This is a genomic window from Gardnerella sp. 26-12 (genome assembly GCF_001660745.1).
Classification (GTDB): Bacteria; Actinomycetota; Actinomycetes; order Actinomycetales; family Bifidobacteriaceae; genus Bifidobacterium; species Bifidobacterium swidsinskii.
Genome location: NZ_LWSR01000157.1, coordinates 1 through 1,270 on the forward strand (window position 1 = coordinate 1; position 1,270 = coordinate 1,270).

Consider the following 1,270-nt stretch of genomic DNA (forward strand, 5'->3'; position numbering starts at 1 on the left):
AGACAGTACTATGGCAGAACGCAGTTTACGCGGTATGAGCATTGGTGCGAAATCATTGGAATCTGACGATAATGTAGATTTCGCTGCACGAAATGATGTTGTGTATGTGTGCCCAAAGGGGCATCGCACGATTCTTCCTTTTGCTCAAGGCGCAGAAATTCCTGAAGAGTGGGAATGCCGCTGCGGCACGATTGCACATCGCGAAGGCGACGATGATCGCCCAGATGATGATTTCAACAAGCCGTCTAGGACGCATTGGGATATGCTGCTTGAACGTCGTAGTGAAGAAGAATTAAAAACTTTACTAGACAAGCGTCTAAAAATGCATCATGAGGGCTGGATTCCTGACTATGAGTGAATTCTCAGTGTCTTCAGGATGTACTAGTCGTCACATTATTCTGCTTGATCTTGATGGCACATTAACAAAGTCAGATGCTGGTATTATTACTTGCGCAAAGCTTGCATTGAAAGAGTTGAAACAGCCTATTCCGGACGATGCTGAAATGCACCGTTTTATAGGTCCTTCAATTTTAGAATCTCTTCAACGCAATAATGTGCCTGAATCGCTGCTAGCAAAGGGACTTGCTACGTATCGCAAGTATTATTCTGAAGTAGCAACTTTTGATGATCCTAATAATCCTGGTAAAAAAATTCCAGGATGCCTACTTAACAAAGTATACGATGGAATACTTGAGCAACTTACAAAACTTCGTGAAGCTGGATATTATTTAGCAACCGCATCTTGCAAGCCAGAATATCAAGTAAAGCCTATTTGCGAATATTTTGGTTTGACGAAGTATCTTGACGGAATTTATGGCGCGAGTAAAGATATGTCGCGTATTAGCAAAACTCAAGTTATTCGTTATGTTTTTGATGTGATTGATTACAATCCAGAAAAAGGCGACAGAGCTTTGATGGTTGGAGACCGCTGGACTGATGCTGACGGAGCAAAAGATTGCGGCTTGGATTGCTTGGGATGCGCTTGGGGCTATGCTGAGCCTGGCGAGCTTGAAGCACAAGGATCTTACAGAATTATTGATAGCGTAAACGAATTAAACACTGCAATTTGCGAATATTTCGCTTAATCTAATCAGAATTTTTGTCGTAACGGCTTTTTCTTTACACCCTCGTAAAGTTTCGGTCGTTTTTTAGTGAGAAAACGACAGTTTCTTTACAACGCTGCACAGTTTCTGCCGGTTGAGCTTATTATTTGACTAGATTTACTTGATATTTATCCGATAATGTACGTTATGTCAAATTAGAGATAATA

2 protein-coding genes are annotated in these 1,270 nt (G+C 41.2%); both read left to right on the top strand.

All coding sequences use genetic code 11. The annotated features are described in order from the left end of the window. The first annotated feature begins 10 nt into the window (after positions 1-10). A complete protein-coding gene (locus A5295_RS05985; RefSeq protein ID WP_004106625.1) occupies positions 11-358 on the top strand; it encodes an RNA polymerase-binding protein RbpA in 348 nt (115 codons plus the stop codon). After that, positions 351-1,085 (top strand): HAD hydrolase-like protein, encoded by a 735-nt coding sequence (locus A5295_RS05990; protein WP_064622169.1) that lies wholly within the window; start codon positions 351-353, stop codon positions 1,083-1,085. Before A5295_RS05985 ends, A5295_RS05990 begins: the two co-directional genes overlap by 8 nt. Positions 1,086-1,270 lie beyond the last annotated feature (185 nt).

Excerpts from the sequence above, each read along its gene's own strand:
- A5295_RS05990 (WP_064622169.1), top strand. The coding sequence starts at position 351 with ATGAGTGAATTCTCAGTGTCTTCAGGATGTACTAGTCGTCACATTATT.
- A5295_RS05985 (WP_004106625.1), top strand. The coding sequence starts at position 11 with ATGGCAGAACGCAGTTTACGCGGTATGAGCATTGGTGCGAAATCATTG.